Here is a 20,684-nt window from a genome sequence, read left to right as displayed (position 1 = left end):
GCGGTCCATCCCGTCGGTGCGGAAGTAGGAGCGTCGGCCTGTGGCCCGGCGACCCTGTGTGCAGCGGTGGTGAACGACGATGTCCCGGTGACCGGCACACGGTGGGGTATGTGTCGTATCAGAGCAAATTGCCCATTCCTGATGAAATCATCAGATGTAATGGCTTGGACGTCAAGTCCTTCACAGGTGATCGAAAAATCAGGCGCGTGGGCTCCAGCTCGCGGCTCTACAGGTGAACGGACGGGCAGCGGGTTCCGCGGAGCATGCACGGCGGGTGGGAGCGGCTCCCCAAGGCTCAGACCACCCGCCGGATGGCGGCCCACCCTGGCGGTCGCCCGGCAGACCGGGCGCCGGGACGATGCCGGGGAACCCATACCCGTAGTGCCCGAGGGCTGATGCGGCACCGCACGGGACTCGGCAGGCTGACGGCTTCGCCGTCCAGCCCGGCGGGGAGGGCCGGGACGTCGGCGTAGACGACGACGTCGTCAGGCGTGGCGACACGGGTGAGGCCATGAGGTTGCCCGCTGCGCAGCCTCGTGGCCGTTTCGGCGGGCGTCTCCGCCCTGACGGCCAGTACTCCCAGGAGACCGGAGTCGAGGTGTGCCCGCCTGCCCGGCCCGGCCGGGTCATCCACTTGGTAGGGGTTGTTGCTCACCAGTACGGCATCCGGCCCGTCCACGGTGAGCAGTCCGGTACGGACCACCAGCTCCGGGCCCTCGTGGCGGGCCAGGAATTCCGGAAGGATGCGCACGGTCGTGCCAAGCTTGTCGTCCCGATAAGCCGGGTCCTGCACCAGGGCGGCATAAGCACCGAACGAGACGTTGTTGACGAAGACCCGCTCGCCTGCGTACCCCAGATCCACGCGCAGCTCGACGCCGTCCGTGAGGGCCTCCAGCGCGGCCGAAGGATCCTCACGGTCCAGGCCGAGATCCATGGCGAAGTGGTTGCGGGTACCCGCCGGAATGACCACGAAGGGCAGGCCGCTCTCCGCGGCCACCTCGGCGACAAGCGCCTGGGTACCGTCTCCGCCTGCCACACCCAGCAGATCCGCACCGTCGTCCACCGCACGTCGGGCGACACTCGCCAGATCCTGGGGCAGGGAATGATCGATCAGGAACACCTGGGCTCCGAGCGTGCGGGCGCGTTCCGCGATCCGGAACCGGCTCGCCTTCCCTCCACCCGAACGCGGATTCACGATCAGACAGGGCCGCCGCGCGCCGGTCGTTGGCCGCCCCGCGTTCTCGCTCACGGCGCGTACCCGAAAGTCGCTTGCATCAGCCGGGCGCAGCTCACTGGCGACAACAGGACTGCCGCGATCGCGCCCGCAGCTGACGGCTCCGTCCCCCACCGGGCCGACGGTCCGGCGATCGCGCCTGCGGCCACCGCCACCATGACACTTCCTTCGACAGATACGGCTTACGGCATCAGCTTGCAGCTCGGCCTGGGGATCCGCACCCGGGATCCAGCGGTGTCTGCTCACTACGGTGCGCTTGCCGTCCACACTGCGGTGCGCGTCGGGTGCGACAGGGCAGGGAAGTACACCGGTCGAGGAGGTCTCCTCGTTTTCCCGTGACCGGGGCTGGGCACCCGACGCCCATGGCGCCGCGTCCGGTTCCGGTGCGAACCATCCTCGCCACCATCGGTCTGGTGCTCGCCACCTACGTCGCACTCGAGTTGGTGGTCCAGGCTCGCCGGGTCCTGATCTGGGCGGTCATCGCGTTGTTCCTGGCCGTCTCCCTTCATCCAGCGGTCGAAGCGCTACAGCGACGGGTGCCACGGTGCCGACGGTCGGTGGCCACCTTGCTGGTCTTCCTGGCCGCGGCCGCGGCCGTCGTCGCGGTGGTCGCCCTGTTCGTCATCCCCCTGGCCCAGGAGGGCAGCCGGTTCGCCGGTCGCCTGCCCGTGTTGATCAAGGACGCCCAGGTCGGCCGTGGGCCAGTCGGCAACCTGCTGGAGCGGACGCACGCTCTGCAGTATGCCCAGCACCATCAGGCGCAGATCCGCGCGTTCGCCACCGGTCTGAGCACGCCCGTCGCGAAGTTCCTCCGTGGTGCCGCGAGCACCGCGGCAGGCGCTCTCACCATCTTCGTGCTGGCCTATCTGATGGTGTTGGAGGGCCCCAGGGCCATAGACCGGTCCCTGGCCTTCGTGGACGAGGCGCCCGCGGCCCGCATACGCCGCGTCGGAGCCGCGTGCGCCCGTACCGTGAACGGCTATCTGACGGGGAACTTGCTGATCAGCGTCATCTGCGGGCTTCTGACCTACGTCGTGCTGCTGGTTTCCGGAGTGCCGTTCGCCGGCCTGCTGGCCGTCTTCGTCGCCGTGACCGACCTCATTCCCCTGGTGGGGGCCACCATAGGAGCTGTCGTCGCCTCCGCGGTGGCGTTCGTCCACTCCCTGCCGGCCGGCATCGGAGCCATCGTCTTCTTCATCGTCTATCAGCAGGCCGAGAACCACCTCCTGCAACCGGTCATCCTGTCCCGGACCGTGAAACTCAACCCCCTCACCGTGCTGCTGGCCACCCTGATCGCCGCCGAAGTCGCCGGGATCCTAGGTGCCCTGCTGGCGATTCCCGTCACCGGCATCATCCAGGTCGTCCTCGGTGACCTCTGGGCTCATCGCGGCGGTCGGTCACTGGGACTGCCGATACGGGCAGACGACAGCCCCGAGAACTCCGAACGGTCCGACGCCCGCGGATGACGGCCCCTGGAATCCGGCCGCCGCACGCGCAGCGAGGTGTTCGCCCGGGTCGACGCCTGCGCCTTTCCTCGTCAGGCGAAAGATCGTCGACGGGCCGGTCGGGCTTGCAGGGCACAGCTTGAACGGACAGACCTGGCAGACAGCGAAGACCCGGTGTGAGAGCGGCCTGCTGATCGCCCTCACCTGGTCAGTGTTCGAGCGGGACCCGGACGTCGGACTGACCGAGTACCTCGGCTGCCGCCTGCCGCCCTGATGAATGAGCCGACGTCCGAGATCGCCCCGCCCAGTTGAGCACGCAGCACGACGCCAGCGTCGCCATCACAGCCGCGCCGCACGATGCGCGCGAAGGACCGTTCGCCGGCCGACGACCCGCGGAGGTGGCGCGATGTCGGCGTCGGGCCGATCCGGCTCCGCCGATCAGTGCTGGGGGTGCGCTCGTGCGTGGAACAGGGGGCGCCGCTGAGGAGCGGTGCCAGCGGCCAGATGGCCGATCTCGACGCGTGTCCTGATGGCACGGACCACCTCGGTCAGGCCGACGACGATGGCCATCACACCCACCACCAGCGTGAGGGTCGCGATGGAGGCGAACGGCATGACGATCATCACGATGCCGGCCATGGTGCCGATGATGCCGAAGGCCACGTGCCAGCCACGGGCCGGCATGGTCTCATCGGAGGCCGCCGCGACCGTCTCCAAGGTGCCCCGAAGCAGCCAGCTGAAGCCGATCCACAGGGCCAGCAGAAAAAGTGGCTCCAGGGGTCCCCGGAAGCAGATCAGTCCCAGCAGGATGCAGGCCGCGCCGGTGACGAAGTGCAGTACCCGAAGATGCCGGGGGACGTGGGTGCCGAAGGCGGCGGCGAACTGGAAGACGCCAGTGGCCAGCAGGTAGACGCCGAAGAGCACGCCGACGACGCGGAGCGTCTCGCCCGGCCATACCAGGGCGATGACGCCCAGGGCGATGGTGGCGAGGCCCATGGTGAGCAGGATCTGCCAGCCCATGTTCGCCAGGGCGGCCATACCTTCGGCCGCAGGGCCCTCTCGTGGTTCGGTGCCACGTAGCGGAACGGAACCGGGGGAATCGGAAGGAGATGTCATGGCACCTACCTCCTTCTGTGAGCAGCGTGGTCACGTCACTACATGTCCATCGTCACCCGGTCGGCCTCATGCCGCTCGGACCGGGTGAGGTCCTCGGTGTCGGGGCGCACGAAGCAGTAGCGGCCGCCGAAGTCCGCCACGTCCGGGTCGGCGGTGACCACCAGCTTGCCCCGGGTGTGCCCCTGCTGGCTGCGGCGCTGCGCGTCGGCCGCCGCCCTCAGGGGAAACGTGTCGGCGACGTGGACGCTGAGCACGCCCTGCTCCGCGAGCGCGGTGAGCTGGGAAGGGCGAGGGTCCGTGGCGCATGAGGTAGTCCGAGCAAGCTCCTCCGTCCTGCGGGAGCCGGGGGCGTTTTCGCCGGACCTCCCGGATGCCGGCGGCCAGACACAGTCGCGGTGTCCGTTCGCGTTGACGACCGCATTCACGCGTGGGGAGTGATGACGGCGCGTCCTTGGATCCTGCCGTCGTGCAGGAGCTGGTAAGCCTCGTTCGCGCGGTGCAGGGGGAACTGCTCGACCAGCACCGTGATCTTTTCCTGCTGGGCGAGCGTGATCACATCCATCAGTTCGGTGAGGGAGCCCCAGTAGGGCGAGGCGACCGAGCACTCGTGCGGCGGGCTGGAGAAATCGACGGGCAGGGCTCCGCCGCCGAGACCGACCACGGTCAGGTGGCCGAGCACCCTGGCCACCTGAGCGGCCATCCGCAGCGTCGGGTCGATGCCGACCATGTCCAGCACGAGCTGGGCGCCCTGTTTCCCCGTCATGTCCATGATGCAGGTCACCGCCTCTTCACCCGAGAGCAGAGCCTCGTCGGCGCCCATGCGCTTGGCGGTCTCCAGCTTGCCGGCGTCGGTGTCCACGGCGACGACGGTGGTCGCAGCGCTGAGCGCGCGCAGAATCTGGATGGTCATCTGGCCCAGACCGCCGGCCCCGATCACGACCGCGGTCGAGCCCGGTCCCAGCAGGTGCAGCGACCGCTTCACGGCGTGATAGCTGGTCAGCCCGGCATCACTGAGGGGGGCGGCCTGGCGCGGGTCGAGGGCGCCGAGCGGAATCAGGTAGCGCGCCGCCGGGACCAGCAGGTACTCGGCCATGCCGCCGTCGTGACCACCGCCGAGGCCCGGGCCCTGACCACCGAGGTTCTGGCAGTAGTTCTCCTGGCCCTGACGGCAGTTGGTGCAGATGCCGCAGCCCCAGGAGCCGTAGACGATTACAGCGTCTCCAGGCTCGAAACCGGTGACGCCCGGTCCCAGCCGTTTCACCCATCCCGCGTTCTCATGGCCGAGCGTGAAGGGCGGGGTCGTGAAGCCGGGGAGCGGTTCGGGTGCCTGCATGATGTGCAGATCGGAGTGACAGGCACCGGCACCGGCGACCTTCACCAGGACCTGCCCCGGGCCGGGCTCGGGTACTGGCACCTCGCGCAGCTCGGGCGGTTGCCGCCAACCGACGAGTTGAAAGGCCCGCATGGCGATCCTTTACGCAAACGCTGGTCAGTCGCGGATGCCGTCGATGTCGACGAGGACGTGTCGCGGGCCGCGGAAGATCTGGTTGTGCCGATACGGCGGCGGGTCCTCGACCAGCCGGGGATTCTGCACCCGGCGGACGAACTCGCCGACCGCAATCTGGACCTCGAGCCGCGCGAGCGGGGCGCCGAAGCAGAAGTGGATGCCCTGGCTGAATCCGAGGTGCTGGTTGTCGCGGCGTTCGAGGTCGAGTTCGTCGGGGTCGGTGAACCGTTCCGGGTCGCGGTTCGCCGAGCCGTACGCCAGGAAGATGGGCGCCCCCATCGGGATGGTGGTGCCCGCGATGTCGATGTCCTCCACGGCCGAGCGGGTGTGCCAGAACTGGACCGACGACTCGAAGCGCAACAGTTCCTCCACCGCGGGCACGATCAACTCCGGTCGGCGGCGCAGCTTTTCCAGCGCCTCGGGATGGCGCAGCAGGGTGAGCACGCTGTGGGCGATGAGGTTGACCGTGGTTTCGTGCCCCGCGAAGATCAGGAGCAGGGCGTTGCTCGCGAGCACACCCTTGGACATCCCCCCCTCCGAGCCGTCCTCGTTCACCAGCGCGGAGAGCATGCCCGGGCCGGGCTGCCGGGCGTACCGGTGGAGCAGCTCGGCTGCGAACTGCCCGAACTCCTGCACGGCCTGGCGGCCCCCGGCCAGTCGGCTCTGCATCTCTTCGGAGGCGGCTTCGGGGCCGAAGTCCAAAGCGTCCAGGGCCGTTTCGATCCACTGGTGGAAGCGTGGCTCGTCCTCCAGCGGCACGCCCAGGACCTTGCAGATCACGGTCACCGGCAGTGGGTAGGCGAAGTCGTCGACGGCGTCGATCCGGGTCTTGCCCCGCATGTCGTCCAGGAGCCTGGTCACGATGCGGCGGATGTCGGGTTCAAGGTCGGAGATCAGGTGAGGGGAATGGGGAGGGCCGACGAAATGCGGCATCATCATCCGGCGGTCTCGATCGTGCTCGGGTGGATCCTGGGTGATGATGTTCGGCTCCAAAGAGATGACCGCCTCCGTGATCGGCTCGGCCTCCGCCTCCGCCGATCCCTCGGCCGGGGCCGCGACCGGGCCGGGGCACTTGCGTGGATCCGAGCTGACCCGGGGGTCGTGCAGCAGCGCGACGATCTCCCGGTAGGTACTGACGACATAGGTACCGTCCGGCTGCCGCGCCACCGGTGTCTTGCGCAGTTCCTCGTAGAACGGGTACGGGTTGGCGCGGTTGGCGTAGCGGAGGGCCTGCTGCCAGGGGGTTTCCTCGACCACGAGGCTCCACTCCCTCTTCTCTAGTCGATGCTGTCCGCCTTGCCCCGACGAGCGCGTCAGTGGCGGCGCGGCCGGAACTCGGCCGTCCGCTCGCTCGGAGCGTGTCCGGTCAGGACGACGTCGGGGATCGCCGTCGGGACCCTTGGGTCCGGGAACTCGGCCGGCACCGGCTTCATGTCGTCCGGCTGGTCCCAGCCCGGCGGCGGAGGCGGGAACGGACCGGATCGCTCGATCAGCTTCCCGTAGTACTCCAGCCACTTGCCGTGATCGAAGGTGACGGCCGCGACGATGCGGCCCCGGCGGCCGTAGGCGGCGGCGAAATGCCGGTCCGACACGGACCCTTGAGTGAAGACGATCTCGTCGCCGAAGGGCGGCACACCGACGGACTTGATGTTCACACCGAACTGACCGGACCAGAAGCCGGGCAGCAGCAGATGCGGACGATAGTGGGGCTCGAGGTTCACCATGTTGTGCGCCGCGACCTCGGCGCCGAGAACGGCGTTGTCCCAGTGCTCCATCGCCAGGAACTGGTACTCGTACAGCACATGCGGCGCACGCGCCACGTCACCTGCCACGTAGACGCTGTCGGTGACCACGCCGTTGATGTCGAAGGCACGACCACCGGCATCGCACCCGACGCCCCAGAAGCCGGCCGCCAGCCCCGAGCCCTCCAGCCACTCCACGTTGCGGATCGACCCGAGCGAGGCCACCACCACGTCGGCGTCGACGGTGGATCCGTCGGACAGATGCGCACGCCGCACGTGACCGCCGGAGTCGCCCTCCAGCGACGACACGCCCAGCCCGCAGCGCAGGTCCACGCCGTGCTCGCGCTGCATCTGCGCGGCGATCTCGCCGATCACCCCGCCGAGCGCGCCGACCAGCGGCGCCGAACCCCTCTCGACGGCGGTCACCGGGATGTCGAGCTCCCGGCAGACGGAGGCCACTTCCGAGCCGATGAACCCGGCGCCGATGACCAGGACCCGCGACGGCGGCTCGGCCAGCGCCTTTTGCAATTGCTCCGCATCGTCACGCGAACGAATCGTGTGGACACCGTGCAGGGCGGCCTCGGCCGCGTTCGGCCACTGCCGCACGCGGGTGCCCGTGGCGATCAGCAACCGGTCGTACGGAACCTGCTCCCCGTCGGCCAGGGACACCTGCTTGGTCACGCGGTCCAGTCCGACGGCGGCCACCCCGAGCCGCCAGTCCGCATCCACTTCTCGCATGCGGGGCAGCTTCGTGTGGTCGGCCGGCACCCAGCCCTTGAGCACCTGCTTGGACAGCGGCGGACGGTCGTAGGGCTCGTACGGCTCGTCCCCGATGATGGTCAGAGAACCGGTGAAGCCCTCCTCACGCAGGGTCTCCGCGGCCCGCAGCCCGGCCAGGGAGGCACCCACGATGACGATCCGGCCGCTCGCCCGGAACTCGCGCACCAGCTCCGCGACCGTTGCCCTCAAGGTCATGACGTCTCGCCTCGCTCCGCGCCGTCCACGCGGTCGATGACGATCGCCTGCACCGGACACGCCGCAGCGGCTCGCTCGACCTGCAGGCGCCGCTCGTCATCGGGGTTCGGCTCATAGGTGAGCGCCTCCTGACCGTTCAACCTGAAGACCTCATGCGCCAGGTACACGCATTGCGCGTATCCCTGGCAGCGATTCAGGTCCACGACGATCCGCATGGGCAGGCTCCTTCCGTTCTGCCTACCGCCCCACGGCGACCATCGACCCGGGTCACGAAGCTGGGGGTGCTTCTCAAGCCCCCCGTCTGGCGGCGGGGCTGGATGTCCCACCCGTCGCCGCCGACGGGCCGTTCGGTCCTGTTCGCTGCGCCGCAGCCTTTGCGGTGGCGCTCGCTCGGCTGTGAGCGGCACAGCCGGCAGAGGGCGATACATCCTCGACGTCGGCATCAGGGCGCGCCCTGGTCGGTACGGCCCCAATAGAATGGTCGTCCCGCCTTCCGGCGATCGCAAACCCGCCACTGCGGCGAACTGGATGCATCCGTGACTTCGAGCCCTCACTCTCCGGGCTGAGGCGATCTCCGGGCCGGTCACCACCGATCGCCAGGTCCCGCTCCAGCCGCCGTCCCGCCGTCCGGCCAGCCCGACCGCGTCCTGGCGCGTGCGCCGGGGGACCGGCGACGGGCAGCTCGCCATGAAGAGCGAGATCTTGGCGCTCCTGCCAGCCGGGCAACGGTTGCCTTCGTCACTTCGACATTTCCATACGACGTATGGTAACAATGAAAGCGCGCTTCCATACGACGTATGGAACTGCTCGCTCAGACCACACCGGGCGTCATACATCGCCTGACAGAACCGCCGTTGGCGCAGATCACCCCCCTCGGGAAGGAAAGATCATGAACAAGCTCGCGAAGCGCATCGCCCTCACTGTCTCCTCCGTCGCGGTCGCCGGTGCCGCCGCCCTCGGTGCCGGTGGTACCGCTTCGGCCGCGCCCCTTGCGTCCACGCACGTCCAGCACCCGAGCGGCGGGGCCGTGGCCGCCGACTACAGCTGGGACCACGGTGTCGGCTACCTGCTCGAGCGGGGCTACTCCTGCGACGAGTCCCGCGGCTGGCACCAGGACCGCCACGGCAGCGATTCGGCCCGGCACGACTGCGACGGTCTCTACTACCGCGATGGTCACTTCTACCGCTGGGACGGCGAGGGACACGGCTGGACGTCCGACAGGTCCTACCGCCACGACGGGAACCGCTGCGAGCACGACGGCGGGGGCAGGAATCACCATGACCTGAGCCGCGACGACCGGTGAGACGGATACCGGCCATGAGCGCAAGCAGTCCCCCTCGACCCTGCCCCTGCCGGCGACGGGGATCCGTCTGGCGGTCGGGGGGCGGCGTCCCCGACCGCCGCCCGAGTGAGTGCAGCGCCACTTCTCATGCGGTGCGCCGGTGCCGTCCGGCGCCCGCACCCCGCCGTACCGCCTCCGCCCGACCTGCCTCTTCGCCACAGGCCGGTGGGAGGCACCGCCGAGCCCTACCCAGGAGCGGAAGCCGATGAAGAAGTCCCTGAAGGCCGTAGAACGACGGGTGGCTGTGCAACTGGTCGTCTCGCACGCCTGTTCATTGCCCCTCTTCGTACGTCTGCGCTACGCGCCCGCGGACCCCTATGTCGTCCGGGCCGCCTTCTTCGTCGACTGTGACGACCCGGTCGAATGGGTCCTGGGGCGGGATCTTCTGGCAGACGGCCTGCAGGGCTCCGCAGGCCACGCGGACGTCCGGATCTGGTCGGCCGCAGGGCGGGGTGACGAGTCGATCTACATCGCCCTCGGGTCTTCCGCAGGAACCGCCTTGCTCGAGGTCCCCGTGCAGGACATCTCGTCCTTCCTTCAGGACACCCAGGCTCTGGTGCCACGGGGTACCGAGTCCGGGCTCATCGACTGGGATGCCGAACTGGCACACCTCCTCCCCCAAGGCTGACCGCCTGCCGTCCATGCTCAGAAGCAAAGGAACCAGTGTCATGTCCCAGTACCAGCTTCGCGTCTACACCCTGCGCAGCTCCGACGCGCTCTCCGCCTACGAGAAGATCTGGGCCCAGCACATTCCCGGTATGGCCAAGCACCGGATCACCACCCACGGCGTCTGGACGGGGCCCGCGGCGCCCGGAAACGAAACCCCCCGGCTCTACGCCCTCGTCTCCTACAGGGACACCGACGACGTGCGGGAACGACTGGAGGCGTACCTGTCGAGTCCTGAATTCCGCGCGGACATGGAGGGCTTCGACATCAGCCAGATCGTCGGCCTCGACGAGATCCCGCTGACGCCCACCGTGGACTCACCGTTGCGCTGACGGTCGGCCCGCGACGGGTGACGCGGCCAGAAGGGCCGGTATCCGGCGGCCCTGCGATGGTGGTTCCGGTGTCGTCGATGGCGACCCACCAGTGGTGGCCCTTGCTTGCATCGATACCGACCCACGAGCAGGGCACCTGTGTGGTCATGTGCGTCTCCTCGGACTCGGAGCGCGTGCCGTTCCGGTCCAAGGACGGCTCTGCCCTGCGTGGCCGGGCCCCGGCAACCACGGCCGGCGTCGAGGTGGGGACCGTGACGAGTCGGTTCACCACAACCGCGACCGGTACAGCGTCGATCGCTGAGACCAAGGGCGCCCTTTGCCCGGCAACCGCCGTTGGCCACATCTCTGTGTGGCCCCGGCCGGCAGTGGTGGCCTCGCCTGCTCCCGTCGGTGAATCCGACGACAGCCCTTCCGATGGCCCTCCCCAGATGACTCGAGGCACCAGGAGTAAGACCCAATGAAGTCATTGAGAACTGTGATCCAGGGGCTACCTGTGAAGCTTGTCGGCGTGCATGCGACGTCCTTGCCCATGATCATGAATCTGCGGTACGAGCCGAGTGATCCCTATGTGGTCCATGCCGCCTTCACCACCGATGCCGACAGCGACGAGTCGGTGGAATGGATCATCGGGCGCGATTTGCTGATCGACGGCCTGGAGGGCCCCGCCGGCGAGGGAGACGTTCGCATATGGCCCACCGGCGAGGAGGGCTGCCGCGACTTGTACATCCTTCTCAACCCGCCGTCCGGTACGGCCCTGCTCAAGGCCCCAGCGCAGGAATTCAAGGCGTTCCTGCAGGAAACGGAGGCAGTGGTGCCCCGGGGGGCCGAGCTCGGCCACAGCGACTTCGACCGCTTGCTGGCACACTTCCTCGCCGAAAGGTGAGTCCTGTCAGGGTGCGACCTGAGGCAGGCACACGGACGTCTGCGCCTCGGCGTTCACCGCCATGGTGAGTGGATGTCCGCAGTCGTGGCGTCGAGGGCGGCCGGGTCGATGCCGTCCTCGGTAAGGATGTTCGCCGCGACTCCGCGGCCGACCCGCCCCAGTGAGACCAGCCGCCGCGGCAACCCGCTACCTGCGTCGCATCGCCCGCCTTCCCGCGCTCCGTGGCTCGCCGCTCATCGGCAGGCTCTGCCCCAGGGACGCACCTGAAGGCGTTTACGTCGTCGTGGTGTGCCCTGCAGCGGAAGTCTGGCCGCCGTTTGTCCGCTTCGCGCTCGCCCCGCAGGCCCGCTGGCGGACGACGGCCGAGTTGCGGTCAGCCAAAGTGCTGGCCGAGCCTGCTGAACTGCTCGACTCATGGACGGCTGTCGGGACGGGCTGCTGCTCCGATGAAGAGATCTCGCTTGAGTGAGCGGCTTCAACGCCGACCGTGGGCACGCTGGGCCCCGCTCCCCGAACCCTGACGGGCCGTACACGCCGGTGCAGCGAACCGTCGTCTTGTGGACTTCCCTGCGGACAGTCTCATGTCCCGTGCCGCGCGTGAGGTCAGCACGGCGTCCACGGTGTCGCGCCCCAGGTGGTTCCCGGCGAAGAAACGCTCGAAGAACAGCGGCCCGGCGGTGGCCATGGCGAATGTCTCGGGGGTGACGTCGGGCCGGAGCTGGCCGCGCTCGACGGCTGTGGTGACCGCGGGACGCAAGGCGTCGGCGATCTGGTTCAGCAGCGCCTCCCGGAGGCGGCGCATACCTTCGTCGTGCCGTGAACCCCCGAGGACCGCGGCAAGGACGGCCCCCGATTGCTCGTCGTCCCAACGCTCGGCGAGCACGTTCGGACGGTACATGAGATCCGCTCGCGGATCGTTGCCCGAAGCGGCCCGAAGCTCCTCGGGTACCGGAGGGAGAGGGGGCATGCCGGCCTCCAGCGCGGCCAGGCGGAGGTCGAGAAGGCTCGGCCAGTGCCGGTAGACGGTTGCCCTGCCGGCGCCTGCACGAGTCGCAACCGTTTGATGTGTCACGGCCTCCAGCCCACCATCCGTGAGCAACGCGGTGGCCGCCGCGACCATGGCCTCACGACTACGCAATAGACGCGGATCTGTGCAATAGACGCGGATCTGTTCGATCTTCCACCTGGTACACCTTCCGCTGAAAAACCCGAGTCGCAGCCCACTATGAGACATCCATGGGGAGGGGAGGGGAGCCGCAAAGAGCCCGTACGGCAATTTTCGAAGGTGGGCCCTCAGGGCACTGTCTGTCCCGCTACATGTGCACGGCAAGTGCAGCGTTCTCGCTCTGCTGGGGCGCACCCCGGCGGTAGAGCAGGCCGGTGACGACCAGGCCGGTGACGAAGACGGCCGCCGACCACCAGTAGGCCGTGGAATAGCCCTCGAGGCCGGCCTGAGCCAGCACGCCGGGGTCCTTGGGGTTGCGGCCGGAGAGATAGCCGGTCGCGGCGTCGGATGCCATCGTGCTGAGCATGGCGATGCCAATGGAGCCGCCCACCTGCTGAAGCGTGTTGACAGCGGCCGACGCAACGCCGGCATCGGCGGCCGCCACCCCTGAGGTCGCCAGGCTCATGGCGGGCGCGATGACCGTGCCCAGCCCGATGCCGACGAGTACCAGCTGCGGCAGTACCTGCGTCACGTATCCGCTGTTCAGCTCCAGCCGGGTCATCCAAACCAGCCCGGCGGCCGCGATGGCCATGCCCAGCGGCACCACCGGCCTCGGACCTATGCGAGCCACCAGGACGTTGTTGGCCACCGCGGAGGCGGACGACGACGCCACGATCAGGGGCAGGAAGGCGAAGCCGGTGTTCAGGGCGCTGTAGCCGAGGCTCTGCTGCAGGTAGTAGGTGAGGAACAGGAACACGCCGAACATGCCCGCGCCGGTGACGAAGAGGGCGGCGAAGGAGGCACCGCGGTTGCGGTCCAGCAGGACTCGCAGGGGCAGCAGCGGATACGCCGCCCTGCTCTGCCACCACACAAAGAGGGCCACCATCACGGCACCGGCCACCAGCATGCCCCAGGTCGCGATCGAACCCCAGCCGTGCGTCTCGGCGTTCGAGAACCCGAAGACCAGGCAGAACAGTCCGATGGAGGCCAGCAGGGTGCCGGGTACGTCGAGCTTGGAGGACGTGTCACGCGGGGTGCGGTGCAGCAGGGCTGCCCCACCGACGAACGCCACCACCGCAAAGATCACGTTGACGTACATGGTCCAGCGCCAGTTCAGGTACTGGGTCAGCACGCCGCCGAGGATCAGGCCGATGGCTCCGCCGGCACCGGCGACCGAGCCCGCGACGGTGAAGGCCCTGGCCCGTTCGCGCGGCTCGGTGAAGGTGGTCATCAAGACCGAGAGGGCGGACGGGGCCAGCAGCGCGGCGAACAGCCCCTGCACGGCGCGCGCGATGACGAGCGCGGCGAAACCGTTCGCCGCGCCTGCCACCATGGAGGCGGCTGCGAAGCCGGCCAGACCCACCAGGAAGGTGACCTTCTGCCCGACCAGGTCCGCGACCCGGCCACCGAGCAGCAGCAGGCTGCCGAAGGCCAGCGCGTAGGCGGTGACCACCCACTGCCGGTCGGCGTCGGAGAAGCCGAGGTCGTGCTGGGCGGACGGCAGCGCGATGTTCACGATGGTGCCGTCGAGGACGCCCATCAGCATGGACAGCGAAACGACCAGCAGAATCCACCAGCGCCGCTGGTGCGACAGCTCGGGCACATTCTCAGGTGTGGTCTCGGCGCCGCAAGCAGCGACGGTGGCGTTCTGGGACATGGGGGCAGCCCTCCGGACAGCGGACGGGGGATGGAGGAGGAGAGAAAGGAAGTGATCGAGAGATCGGGTAGGGCTCATCCGGTACGGGGCGCCACTTCGCGCTCACGGGCGGGAGCACTCGGCGGCGTAGCCGCCTCGGTGAACGGATGACGCGGGTGATTCAGCTCGCCGAGGCTGACGGTCTCCCCCCTTCAGGAGGGGACCAGGATCAAGCCAACGATCTTGGTCGTTTCACGGTTCAGCGTCGGCATACGGCTGCCGTGTAGAGGCTGGATGTGGAACCACCCCGCCGGGCGGTCTCACCCGATGTGACGGGGTGGCTCCCGTGTGTCGCAGCCCTGGGATCGCCCGACTGCGGGCACGCCTCAGGCGCCAGTACTTATGGCGCAGCGTCTCAGGCTGACTGGCTCAATGGCCGGCGTGCCGGCCGTCAGGACCGGCAGCGAGGCGGCTTTCCAGGCCCGTGATCAGCGTGTCCATCACGAGGCGGAACATGTAGTCCTGGCCAGGGCCTTCGGGGGCCGCACCCATAGAGCCAGGGTCTGCGTCCGCGGCCCCGTCTTCGTCGGCTTCAGGGCCGTGGGGCTTGAGGGTCGACCACTGGTGGAGTGCGCCGTTGAGTTCCGCGGTGAGGACACCGATGACGACGGCGACCATCAGCGCGGCGATCTCCGAGACCTCTGACTGCGGCACGCCGGCAGCGGCCACGATGGCGGTGAGGGCGGTCCAGAACGGGTCGTTGGGCTGGATGAAGTCCGGCTGGTGGCTGAACGAGTACGCCAGCAGCTTGGGGTGACGGTGCGCCAGGGCCCGGAAGTCCATGGCGAGCAGCCGGATCCGCTCCTGCCAGGGAGCGTCCTCCAGTGTCACCGTGCGGAACTGCGCTCCGACCATTCTCGTCACGCCACGCAGCACCGCTTCCTTGTTCGGCACGTGGTGGTACAGCGACATCGGGTTCGCGTCGAGCTCGGTGGCGAGTTTGCGCATGGTGAGCGCCTCGACCCCGTCCTCGTCGATGAGCCGCAGGGCGGCGGCATAGATCCCGGCCTCGGTCAGAGGCACGTCTCTCTTCCTCGTACCCCGCGGGGGACGTCTCACCTTCTTTTCCATACCCCGTACGGTACCAGTTTCGTACACGGTACGGAAATGAGCTTCACCACAGCCCCACCTGGACTCCCGGGGTTGCACTCCGCTTTCCGTACCGCGTATGGTTCCAATTCCATACGGCGTATGCTTCCGTACGGCGCCACGGCATCGACCTGCGCAGCGCGCCCTTGTCCATCCCCCTTCACTCCCCTCCGCGCAGAGGAGCAAGACATGACCACCCACTCCGCGAACGACCTTCGCCCCATCCGGTCCCCGCGCGGGATCCCGCTCCTCGGCCACACGCCGCAGATCCCCGACACCAACCCGGTCGAGTACTTCGCCGAGCTGTCCAAGCAGTTCCCCGAGGGCATCTACGGCTTGGACATCGCCGGTGTCGAGCAGATCTTCGTCTACGACCCGGACCTGGTGGCCGAGGTCTCCGACGAGACCCGGTTCTTCAAGCAGATCGAGAAGACGCCGCTGCAGCATGTTCGGGACTTCGCGGGCGCGGGCCTGTTCACGGCTCACCAGCACGAGGAGGAATGGGGCATGGCGCACCGGATCCTCCTGCCGGCGTTCAGCCAGCGGGCCATGAAGGCGTACTTCGGGCAGATGCTGGAGATCGCCCAGAACCTGGCGGGCAAGTGGGAGCGCAAGGAGGGTCAGTCGGTCAACATCACCGACGACTACACCCGGCTGACGCTGGACACGATCGCCCTGTCGGGGTTCGGCTACCGGTTCGACTCCTTCGAGAAGGAGGAGCTGCACCCCTTCCTCAACGCGCTGCTGGGCGCGCTGATCGAGTCGCTGCGGCGCTCGCAGGAGCTGCCGATGATGACCAAGCTCCGCAAGGCCGATGCCAAGAAGTACGGCGAGAACGTCCGGCTGATGCAGGAGCTGGTCGAGAGCGTGATCAAGGAGCGCCGTGAGGGGAAGGGCGGCGGTGAGGAGGACCTGCTGGGCCTGATGCTGGAGGCCACCGACCCGGAGACCGGCAAGCGGCTGTACGACGACAACGTCCGCGACCAGGTGCTGACGTTCCTGATCGCCGGCCACGAGACCACCAGCGGCCTGCTGTCCTTCGCCACGTACTCGCTGATGCGCAACCCGCACGTGCTGGCCCAGGCGTACGCCGAGGTGGACCGGCTGATGCCAGGTGACACGGTCCCGGACTACGACACGATCATGCAGCTGGACGTCATCCCGCGGATCCTGGACGAGACCCTGCGCCTGTGGGCTCCCATCCCGTCGTTCGGCAAGACGGCGCGGGAGGACACCGTCATCGGCGGCCACTACGAGCTGAAGAAGGGTGCGAAGGTCCTCATCCTCGAGGGCCCGCTGCACACCCACTCCAAGGCGTGGGAGCGGCCGGACGAGTTCGACATCGACCGCTGGCTGCCGGAGAACCGCGTCCAGCAGCACCCGCACGCCTACAAGCCGTTCGGCAACGGCGTCCGTGCCTGCATCGGCCGGCAGTTCGCGCTCACCGAGGCCCGCCTGGCCCTCGCTCTGGTGCTGCAGAAGTTCAAGTTCTCCGACACCAGCGACTACAAGATGGACCCCCGGGAGGCGCTGACGCGCAAGCCCGGCAACTTCGAGCTGATCGTCCGCCGTCGTCAGGAGCACGAGCGGACCGTCTTCGGCGCCGCGGACGTGCAGACCGGCGACACGCAGGCGCAGGCAGCGGTCAGCGGCGTCGGCGTCAACCTGACCGTCGCCTACGGCTCCAGCCTCGGCTCCTGCGAGGACCTGGCCCGCACCATCGCCGACCGCAGTGAGCGCTCCGGCTTCGGCACCACCCTCGTCAGCCTGGACGAGCTGGGTGACAACCTGCCCACCGAGGGCCTGCTCGCCGTCGTCGCCGCCAGCTACAACGGCAAGGCCCCCGACAACGCCCAGCGCTTCGACGACCTGCTCGCCGCCGGCCTGCCCGAGGGCTCACTGTCGAACGTGCGGTACGCGCTGCTGGGCGCCGGCAACACCCAGTGGGTGGCCACCTACCAGGCATTCCCCAAGCGGATCGAGGAAGGTCTGCTGGCCGCCGGCGCCACCCCCGTCGTCGAGCGCGGCATCGCGGACGCCGCCGGTGACTTCGACGGCATGGCCACACGGTGGATGAACACCCTGTGGGCCACCCTGGCCGAGGAGTACGCCGCCGACACCTCCCAGGCGAGCGGCCCCCGCTACCAGGTCCAGCTGCTCACCGAGTCCGACGTACGCCCCGCCATCGTCTCCGAGCAGGCGTACCCGCTCACGGTGGTGGCCAACGAGGAACTCGTGGCCGACGCGACCGGCCTGTGGGACTTCAGCATCGAGCCGCCGCGCCCGTCCGCGAAGTCCATCACCGTCGAGCTGCCCGACGGCGTCACCTACGACACCGGCAACCACCTGGCCGTCTTCGCCAAGAACGAACTCGCCCTGGTGGAGCGCGCCCTGAGGCGGCTCGGCGTCGACTACGACCAGGTGCTCCGGCTCGACCAGCCCGGCGGCGGCCGCACCCACCTGCCGGTCGGCACCCCGGTCACCGCCGGCATCCTGCTCACCGAGTTCCTGGAGCTGCAGGACGTGGCCACCCGCTCCCAGATCCAGACGCTCGCCGAGCACACCGAGTGCCCGTGGACCCGGCCGCAGCTCCAGGCGTACACCGCCGACACCCAGGAGGCCGAGGAGCGCTACCAGAAGGAGATCCTCGGCAAGCGCATCTCGGTGCTGGGCCTGCTGGAGCGCTTCCCCGCCATCGAGCTGCCGCTCGCGGTGTTCCTGGAGATGACGGGCCCCATCCGCCCGCGCTTCTACTCCATCTCCTCCGCACCGTCGGCCAACCCGCGCCACGTGCGCCTGACCGTCGGCCTGCTGGAAGGCCCGGCCCTGTCCGGCGACGGCCAGTACCGCGGCACCTGCTCCTCCTACATCGCCGGCCTCGAACCCGGAGACGTCGTCTACGGCTACGTCCGCGTACCCTCCCCGACGTTCGCCCCGCCCGCCGACCCCGCCACGCCGCTGATCCTCATCGGCCCCGGCACCGGCATCGCGCCGCTGCGCGGCTTCCTTGAGGAGCGGGCGACACAGCACGCCAACGGCACCCAGGTGGGCCTGTCCCAGGTGTTCGTCGGCTGCCGCCACCCGGAACACGACTACTTCTACAAGCAGGAGATGCAGGACTGGGAGCAGGCCGGGATCGCCCAGGTGCACACCGCCTTCTCCGCGGTGACCGGCCACCCGGCCCGGTTCGTGCAGAACGCCATCGCCCATGCCGCCGACACGGTGTGGCAGGCCATCGAGGACGGCGCGTACATCTACGTCTGCGGTGACGGCCGCCGCATGGCCCCCGCCGTCCGCGAGGCCCTCGCCGCGGTCTACCGCGAGCACACCGGCAGCGACGACGAAACCGCCCAGCAGTGGCTCGCCCAGCTCGAAGCGGACGAGCGCTACCAGCAGGACGTCTTCGCCTGACCGCCGCACGCCGTCAAGGCGTGCGGCGGTCAGGCCGCCGGGAGGCGTGCGGCCCCCCGCTGCCGGCCGTACGCCTCCCGGCCACCACAAGCCCACCACACACCACACGGCACCCGTCGGCCCGAACCGCCGGGCGGTGCCGCTCACAGAAAGCAGATCGTCATGGACACCATGCTCGCCGGACGCTTCCACCTGGACAGCAAGAAGTTCGCCGTGGAGGAGGTCCCGATCCCCGTGCCGGGCCCGGGCGAGGTCCTCATCAAGGTCAAGGCCGCCGGCGTCTGCCTCTCCGACGTACACCTCCTCGACGGCTCCCTGGTCCCGCTGTTCGCCACCTCCGACACGGTCACCGTCGGCCACGAGGTCTCCGGTGTGATCCACACGCACGGCCCCGACCTCAAGCGCGGCCTGCCCGTCGGCACCCGCGTCACCCTGGAGGCCGGCAAGACCTGCGGCAAGTGCGCCGGCTGCGTGCGCCACCGCCCCTGCACCCAGATGCTCACCGCCGGCATCGACTACGACGGCGGCTGGGCCGAGTACGTGACAGCCCGCGAGGACACCCTCATCCCCATCCCCGACAGCCTGCCCTTCGACCAGGCCGCGATCATCCCCGACGCGGTGTCCACCCCCTACGCCGCCGTCGTCGCCACCGCGGGCGTCCGTGCCGCCCAGTCCGTCGGCGTCTGGGGCGTGGGTGGAGTGGGCGCGCACAACGTGCGCCTCGCCCGCCTGGTCGGCGCCGCACCGGTCATCGCCGTCGACCCGCTGCCCAGCGCCCGCGAGCGCGCCCTGGCCTTCGGCGCGGACTTCGCCCTGGACCCGGCCGCCCCGGACTTCGCCGACCAGGTCCGCGCAGCCACCGGCGGACGCGGTCTCGACTTCGCCTTCGACTGCGCCGGCGTACCCGCCGTCCGCGACCAGGCCGCCTCCGTGCTCGGCCTGGGCGGCTCCCTGATCCTGGTGGGCATCACCCCCCGGCCACTGACCATCACCGAGGGCCTGACCTTCAACTACCTGCAGAAGCAGGTGCGCGGCCACTACGGCGGCTTCCCCGAGTCCGTCTCCGAGCTGGTGCAGCTGACCGCGGCCGGACGCCTTGACCTGGCCCCGTCCATCACCGACCACATCCCGCTCGTCGAGGCCGCCGACGCCGTCCACCGACTGGAGAACAAGATCGGCGACCCGATCCGCCTCATCCTCGTCCCCTGACGCCCGTCAGCAGGACGACAAGCCACCCTGGGCAGGGGTGAGTGGGCGCCGGTGTGTGAGGGTGCACCGGCGCCCGCGGCTTTCCCGCAGCCAGAACCCGTGGAGATGGAGCCATGCACTCGACCGACGCCCCGCGCCGCACTCCGCAGCGCAGCGACGCTCGCTCGAACCGCCGACGCATCCTCGCCGCTGCTCGGCAGAAACTGCGGGACGACCCCGACGCGAGTCTCGACAGCATCGCCCTGGCGGCCGGCGTCGCACGACGCACCTTCTACGGTCACTTCTCCAACCGTCAAGCGCTGATCGCCGAGTTGACGCAGGAAGCAGCTCGGGCGCTGCGACAGGCGTTCGCTGCGACCCGTGTCCCAGATGCCGACCCGCTGGAGACGATGACGCGGATGGCCCTTGCGGCATGGGCGGTGGGCGACCAGTACCGCATGCTCATCTCGTTGGGGCGACACCGTCTGGGAGAGGAGACGATCCGCGCCACTCTGGCACCCGCTCGCGAAGAGGCCGTGGCGGCCATACGACGTGGCCAGGACGAAGGCGTGTTCGCGCACCACGTCCCCGCGCCCATCCTCGCCCAGGCGCTGGAAGCCCTGATGCTGGCCCTCGCCGAGGAGAACACCACCTCCGCCTGGGCGGACCCTACGGGTGAGGCCGCGGCGACCGCATTCCTCGTCGCCGCCGGCGTAGCACCACACATCGCCTCGCACCGGGTTCGAGCCGTGTTGCGCGAGTAAGGGAGACTCCCGGAACGCTGCCTGGCCATTGGGCCCCCCTCGGGCAGGCGTAGAGCCAGCGCGTCCAAGGGTCCACTCTCCTGCCCCGGACTCATACGCCGCGGCCAGTTCACCATCCGCCTGCGCGGT

Annotated in this window: 19 protein-coding genes; 9 read left to right on the top strand and 10 right to left on the bottom strand. The window is 69.1% G+C overall.

Annotated features, from left to right (window positions below):
• Positions 1-295 precede the first annotated feature (295 nt).
• The gene (locus ACZ4UV_RS08995) at positions 296-1,348 is read right to left on the bottom strand and encodes a diacylglycerol/lipid kinase family protein (protein ID WP_467837017.1); all 1,053 of its coding nucleotides are present in this window, start codon (positions 1,346-1,348) and stop codon (positions 296-298) included.
• Positions 1,349-1,617: 269 nt separating this feature from the next.
• On the opposite strand from ACZ4UV_RS08995, the gene ACZ4UV_RS08990 reads away from it, so the two are divergent.
• Both ACZ4UV_RS08990 and ACZ4UV_RS08985 read left to right on the top strand, forming a co-directional pair.
• Positions 1,618-2,700 (top strand): AI-2E family transporter, encoded by a 1,083-nt coding sequence (locus tag ACZ4UV_RS08990; protein ID WP_467837015.1) that lies wholly within the window; start codon positions 1,618-1,620, stop codon positions 2,698-2,700.
• Positions 2,701-2,818: 118 nt separating this feature from the next.
• A complete protein-coding gene (locus ACZ4UV_RS08985) occupies positions 2,819-2,953 on the top strand; it encodes a hypothetical protein (protein ID WP_345047813.1) in 135 nt (44 codons plus the stop codon).
• A 164-nt stretch (positions 2,954-3,117) separates the two neighbouring features.
• On the opposite strand, the gene ACZ4UV_RS08980 is transcribed toward ACZ4UV_RS08985, so the two are convergent.
• From ACZ4UV_RS08980 to ACZ4UV_RS08955, 6 genes are read right to left on the bottom strand one after another with little or no spacing between them, the layout of a single operon-like run.
• Positions 3,118-3,795 carry an HdeD family acid-resistance protein gene (locus ACZ4UV_RS08980; RefSeq protein WP_467837013.1) on the bottom strand — a complete coding sequence of 226 codons (678 nt, stop codon included), beginning with the start codon at positions 3,793-3,795 and terminating at the stop codon, positions 3,118-3,120.
• 38 nt (positions 3,796-3,833) lie between these two features.
• Entirely contained in the window at positions 3,834-4,220 is a 387-nt protein-coding gene (locus ACZ4UV_RS08975; RefSeq protein WP_467837011.1) for a zinc-binding dehydrogenase, read from the bottom strand.
• Positions 4,217-5,260, bottom strand: a complete 1,044-nt coding sequence (locus tag ACZ4UV_RS08970) for an NAD(P)-dependent alcohol dehydrogenase (RefSeq protein WP_467837009.1) — start codon at positions 5,258-5,260, stop codon at positions 4,217-4,219. The genes ACZ4UV_RS08975 and ACZ4UV_RS08970 overlap by 4 nt, the downstream gene beginning before the upstream one ends.
• Before the next feature lie 24 nt (positions 5,261-5,284).
• Positions 5,285-6,559, bottom strand: a complete 1,275-nt coding sequence (locus tag ACZ4UV_RS08965) for a cytochrome P450 (protein WP_451019781.1) — start codon at positions 6,557-6,559, stop codon at positions 5,285-5,287.
• A 56-nt stretch (positions 6,560-6,615) separates the two neighbouring features.
• Positions 6,616-8,019 carry an NAD(P)/FAD-dependent oxidoreductase gene (locus tag ACZ4UV_RS08960; RefSeq protein WP_451019782.1) on the bottom strand — a complete coding sequence of 468 codons (1,404 nt, stop codon included), beginning with the start codon at positions 8,017-8,019 and terminating at the stop codon, positions 6,616-6,618.
• Positions 8,016-8,234 carry a ferredoxin gene (locus ACZ4UV_RS08955; protein ID WP_345047821.1) on the bottom strand — a complete coding sequence of 73 codons (219 nt, stop codon included), beginning with the start codon at positions 8,232-8,234 and terminating at the stop codon, positions 8,016-8,018. The genes ACZ4UV_RS08960 and ACZ4UV_RS08955 overlap by 4 nt, the downstream gene beginning before the upstream one ends.
• A gap of 674 nt (positions 8,235-8,908) precedes the next feature.
• Here ACZ4UV_RS08955 and ACZ4UV_RS08950 point away from each other — a divergent pair.
• From ACZ4UV_RS08950 to ACZ4UV_RS08935, 4 genes are all read left to right on the top strand, one after another.
• Positions 8,909-9,322, top strand: a complete 414-nt coding sequence (locus tag ACZ4UV_RS08950; RefSeq protein WP_451019783.1) for a hypothetical protein — start codon at positions 8,909-8,911, stop codon at positions 9,320-9,322.
• 244 nt (positions 9,323-9,566) lie between these two features.
• Positions 9,567-9,989 carry an SsgA family sporulation/cell division regulator gene (locus tag ACZ4UV_RS08945; protein ID WP_451019784.1) on the top strand — a complete coding sequence of 141 codons (423 nt, stop codon included), beginning with the start codon at positions 9,567-9,569 and terminating at the stop codon, positions 9,987-9,989.
• Positions 9,990-10,029: 40 nt separating this feature from the next.
• A complete protein-coding gene (locus ACZ4UV_RS08940; protein ID WP_467837005.1) occupies positions 10,030-10,359 on the top strand; it encodes an NIPSNAP family protein in 330 nt (109 codons plus the stop codon).
• Positions 10,360-10,852: 493 nt separating this feature from the next.
• Positions 10,853-11,242 (top strand): SsgA family sporulation/cell division regulator, encoded by a 390-nt coding sequence (locus ACZ4UV_RS08935; protein ID WP_316780945.1) that lies wholly within the window; start codon positions 10,853-10,855, stop codon positions 11,240-11,242.
• A gap of 475 nt (positions 11,243-11,717) precedes the next feature.
• On the opposite strand, the gene ACZ4UV_RS08930 is transcribed toward ACZ4UV_RS08935, so the two are convergent.
• The 3 genes from ACZ4UV_RS08930 to ACZ4UV_RS08920 all read right to left on the bottom strand — a co-directional run bounded on the left by ACZ4UV_RS08930 (position 11,718) and on the right by ACZ4UV_RS08920 (position 15,126).
• Positions 11,718-12,362, bottom strand: coding sequence for a TetR/AcrR family transcriptional regulator (locus ACZ4UV_RS08930; protein ID WP_467837002.1), 645 nt, complete (start codon positions 12,360-12,362; stop codon positions 11,718-11,720).
• Between the two features lie 193 nt (positions 12,363-12,555).
• A complete protein-coding gene (locus ACZ4UV_RS08925; RefSeq protein ID WP_451019788.1) occupies positions 12,556-14,064 on the bottom strand; it encodes an MFS transporter in 1,509 nt (502 codons plus the stop codon).
• 408 nt (positions 14,065-14,472) lie between these two features.
• Complete coding sequence (locus ACZ4UV_RS08920; RefSeq protein ID WP_467837000.1) at positions 14,473-15,126, bottom strand: TetR/AcrR family transcriptional regulator; 654 nt, start codon at positions 15,124-15,126, stop codon at positions 14,473-14,475.
• Positions 15,127-15,381: 255 nt separating this feature from the next.
• Here ACZ4UV_RS08920 and ACZ4UV_RS08915 point away from each other — a divergent pair, with 255 nt between their 5' ends.
• From ACZ4UV_RS08915 to ACZ4UV_RS08905, 3 genes are all read left to right on the top strand, one after another.
• Positions 15,382-18,603 (top strand): bifunctional cytochrome P450/NADPH--P450 reductase, encoded by a 3,222-nt coding sequence (locus ACZ4UV_RS08915; RefSeq protein WP_467836998.1) that lies wholly within the window; start codon positions 15,382-15,384, stop codon positions 18,601-18,603.
• A 162-nt stretch (positions 18,604-18,765) separates the two neighbouring features.
• Positions 18,766-19,812 carry a zinc-binding dehydrogenase gene (locus ACZ4UV_RS08910; RefSeq protein ID WP_467836995.1) on the top strand — a complete coding sequence of 349 codons (1,047 nt, stop codon included), beginning with the start codon at positions 18,766-18,768 and terminating at the stop codon, positions 19,810-19,812.
• Between the two features lie 113 nt (positions 19,813-19,925).
• Positions 19,926-20,555: a TetR/AcrR family transcriptional regulator gene (locus ACZ4UV_RS08905; RefSeq protein ID WP_451019791.1), complete on the top strand. Its 630-nt coding sequence runs from the start codon at positions 19,926-19,928 to the stop codon at positions 20,553-20,555.
• The last annotated feature ends 129 nt before the right edge of the window (positions 20,556-20,684 follow it).

This window comes from Streptomyces sp. NPDC028289 (genome assembly GCF_055565975.1).
The sequence above is the reverse complement of the archived record's forward strand: the minus strand, read 5'-3'. Positions and strand labels throughout refer to the sequence as shown.

Bases quoted from the DNA above. Each gene is read 5' to 3' on its own strand.
- ACZ4UV_RS08980 (WP_467837013.1), bottom strand. From the start codon at position 3,795: ATGACATCTCCTTCCGATTCCCCCGGTTCCGTTCCGCTACGTGGCACC.
- ACZ4UV_RS08970 (WP_467837009.1), bottom strand. From the start codon at position 5,260: ATGCGGGCCTTTCAACTCGTCGGTTGGCGGCAACCGCCCGAGCTGCGC.
- ACZ4UV_RS08960 (WP_451019782.1), bottom strand. From the start codon at position 8,019: ATGACCTTGAGGGCAACGGTCGCGGAGCTGGTGCGCGAGTTCCGGGCG.
- ACZ4UV_RS08955 (WP_345047821.1), bottom strand. From the start codon at position 8,234: ATGCGGATCGTCGTGGACCTGAATCGCTGCCAGGGATACGCGCAATGC.
- ACZ4UV_RS08950 (WP_451019783.1), top strand. From the start codon at position 8,909: ATGAACAAGCTCGCGAAGCGCATCGCCCTCACTGTCTCCTCCGTCGCG.
- ACZ4UV_RS08945 (WP_451019784.1), top strand. From the start codon at position 9,567: ATGAAGAAGTCCCTGAAGGCCGTAGAACGACGGGTGGCTGTGCAACTG.
- ACZ4UV_RS08940 (WP_467837005.1), top strand. From the start codon at position 10,030: ATGTCCCAGTACCAGCTTCGCGTCTACACCCTGCGCAGCTCCGACGCG.
- ACZ4UV_RS08930 (WP_467837002.1), bottom strand. From the start codon at position 12,362: ATGGTCGCGGCGGCCACCGCGTTGCTCACGGATGGTGGGCTGGAGGCC.
- ACZ4UV_RS08925 (WP_451019788.1), bottom strand. From the start codon at position 14,064: ATGTCCCAGAACGCCACCGTCGCTGCTTGCGGCGCCGAGACCACACCT.
- ACZ4UV_RS08915 (WP_467836998.1), top strand. From the start codon at position 15,382: ATGACCACCCACTCCGCGAACGACCTTCGCCCCATCCGGTCCCCGCGC.
- ACZ4UV_RS08910 (WP_467836995.1), top strand. From the start codon at position 18,766: ATGGACACCATGCTCGCCGGACGCTTCCACCTGGACAGCAAGAAGTTC.
- ACZ4UV_RS08905 (WP_451019791.1), top strand. From the start codon at position 19,926: ATGCACTCGACCGACGCCCCGCGCCGCACTCCGCAGCGCAGCGACGCT.